Source organism: Mesorhizobium sp. P5_C1, assembly GCF_054049815.1.
In genome coordinates, this window is the sequence record NZ_JBFULQ010000922.1 from 1 (window position 1) to 1428 (window position 1428).

Sequence of the window (1428 nt, forward strand, 5' to 3'; positions counted from 1 at the left end):
GGATTTCTGCCCCCAATGCGAAACGCGCATGTCCGCCGCCTGCCGGCGTTCGAAAACGGCCGGCTCTCCATTTCGCAGTCTCCGCCGGCCCTGCTGGTCAAACTCCTTGCGAAGTGCCTGTCCAACACGCCGACGAACCCCGCGGGTCCCTCAAAACTGATTTTTTTCCGATTCCCTCACTCGAGGGAAGTTCACACTATCTAGCGTCGAACCTGCCTGCAAACACTAAATATAGTGTTAACAGACAATTTATTCCAGTCCGACAATTCTCCCTATTGTCCCCAACCGCCCCACAACCCCAACGCTTCCGCCGGCCTCGTAAACGGGCGGAAATGCGGGCAAAAACGCACATAATCCGGGAAAAAGACCGGGCTCAGAACTTTCCGGTCGCACTCTCAACAGGAGCGCATGGCCTATAAAAGGCGACTCGTTTTGCGCCGTCAAGGATTCGTTTGCGTAGCTTTTGTGACCCCAACATCTTGTGTGTCACATATGTGGATAACGGGGATAGAATTGCCGCGCGGCGATCTCTTCGCCACTGTATCACGAGGGATCAGCCGTAATGCATTTTCGGCTTTGGCTCGGTGCCGGTGAACTGCACCCCGACGCGGTCCTTGCGGCGCCAGCGAACCTCGCACCGATAGGCGATGCCGTCGAGCGGCACGTAGAGAAGGAAGCGATCGGGAACCCGAGCCTCGAGGGGTATCTTCAGTTCGGCACCGCTGTCGTGCTGATTGCGCAGCGTGCAGCCGACCTCCGAGTTCTGAATCCCGGTGATGATCGTTCCGCCCTTGAGCACGCGCGGACGATGGTCGCGCTTGGGCTCGCCGGAATCTTCCGGCAGTGGGTCTACAGGGTTCACCATCGATAACACGCCAGACCGAGCGATTCTTATGCGTGAATGATTAGCAGACCATTCACGGCCCCGCATCGAAAACCGTGCGGGCGTACTTGGTGTGGAGCGGACTCCTGGAACCGGAGATCGCGGCCGATCAGGGAAATCTATGCGGATCGGCGCAGAAATAGGCGATGATCTGGCAAAGGTCGGGTTCGTTGATCATGCGTACCGCGTCCTTGGAACTGACCCATTTGCGGGTGCGCGAATTTTTTTCCTTCCAACGATCCGCGATCTTGTCGACGTGCAACGGAAACACCAGGACTTCGCACGGCACTTCCTCGCCGGAAGCCAACACCTTGGCGTAGAAATAACGACCGGCCTCAAGGTGCGACACCGTTCCGCGCAGTCCGGCCTCCTCGCCGGCCTCGCGCGCGGCAGCCTCGCAGAGCGGCTCCCTGGCCTCCGGCCAACCCTTGGGCAACACCCAGCGGCCGGTATCGCGGCTGGTGATCAGCAGGACCTCGACGCCATTACCGGTATCCCGCCAGGGTAGGGCAGCAACCTGCAGACGACACGGCGCCGTGCCGAAG

At 59.6% G+C, this 1428-nt stretch carries 2 protein-coding genes; both read right to left on the minus strand.

Annotated elements, in window-relative coordinates; all coding sequences use genetic code 11:
- Window positions 1-553: 553 nt before the first annotated feature.
- Entirely contained in the window at window positions 554-865 is a 312-nt protein-coding gene (locus tag ACXJ7R_RS32625) for a PilZ domain-containing protein (protein WP_457155393.1), read from the minus strand.
- A gap of 127 nt (window positions 866-992) precedes the next feature.
- Window positions 993-1428, minus strand: a 436-nt coding sequence (locus tag ACXJ7R_RS32630) for an NUDIX hydrolase (RefSeq protein WP_457155394.1), incomplete at its 5' end; no start/stop codon positions are given.